The sequence below is a fragment of the Methylobacterium sp. WL18 genome (genome assembly GCF_008040015.1).
Taxonomy (GTDB): domain Bacteria; phylum Pseudomonadota; class Alphaproteobacteria; order Rhizobiales; family Beijerinckiaceae; genus Methylobacterium; species Methylobacterium mesophilicum.
Window position 1 is genome coordinate 1 of sequence record NZ_VRVD01001087.1, and the last position, 886, is coordinate 886.

2 protein-coding genes and 1 pseudogene are annotated in these 886 nt (G+C 73.3%); all 3 read right to left on the reverse strand.

Going from position 1 to position 886, the window contains the following annotated elements:
• The coding region (locus FV228_RS31045) for a gene transfer agent family protein (protein ID WP_147857900.1) at window positions 1-221 on the reverse strand (221 nt) is incomplete at its 3' end.
• 3 nt (window positions 222-224) lie between these two features.
• Entirely contained in the window at window positions 225-635 is a 411-nt protein-coding gene (locus tag FV228_RS31050) for a phage major tail protein, TP901-1 family (protein WP_147857901.1), read from the reverse strand.
• A gap of 102 nt (window positions 636-737) precedes the next feature.
• A pseudogene (locus tag FV228_RS34615) lies at window positions 738-886 on the reverse strand (DUF3168 domain-containing protein); the annotation flags it as partial.

Sequence of the window (886 nt, forward strand, 5' to 3'; positions counted from 1 at the left end):
TCGTCGTCGAGGGCGTGGCCGCCGCCGCGCAGGGCCGCGCCCAGCAGGGCGATCAGGTCCCGGGCCGAGACCCGGCCGCCGTCGAAGCGCTCGGCCAGGCCGACGAGGTCGCCGGCCTTGAGCGCGCCCTCCAGCTCGGCCAGCGCGCCGAGGGTCAGGCACAGGGTGTAGCGCTGGCCGGCGAGCTGAAGCGGCACCTCGCCGCGAATCCGGTTGGCCATGGCTCAGGCCGCCGTGAAGGCGAGCACGCCCGCCGAGTCGAGGCTGATGTCGAAGGTGACCTCGCCGGCATGGTCGCCCCGGTATTCGAGGCTCGCGATCTGGAACGGGCCCTCCAGGGTTCCGAAGGCCGGCACGACCACCTGGAAGGTCTCGATCGCGCCCTCGAAGAAGATCAGCCGCAACCGAATGTCCGAGGCCTGATCGCGAAAAACCCCGGATCCGGCGATCGCGGCCCGGCGCACGCCGGCGCCCGCCAGCAGCTCGCGCCAGCGGCCGGTGGAGTCCGCGTTGGTGACATCCACGGTCTCGGCGTTGAGGGTGATCTGCCGGGTGCGCAGGCCCGCCACCGCCACAAAACCGCCCGCGCCGTCGCCGGCCCGGAGCAGCAGGTCCTTGCCCTTCTGTGCGCCCATCGGGCCCTCCCCATGCTTTGGAATCGAACGTCGTCGCATCGCCTTCCACTGGCGTTCCAGGCGTCCGGGAACGAGGCGTGGGGGGCAGGCACCGCGCCCACCTCAAAGAACCTCGGTGACGGCCTCGATCGTCAGGGTGGCGCGGGCCTCGCCGGTGCGGGCGTCGCGGCTCGCCGTGATCGCCCGCACCCGCAGGGTGACGAGGCGGCAGCCCTGGAGCGGCGGGGCGGCGTCGGTGAGGAGCGCGGCCA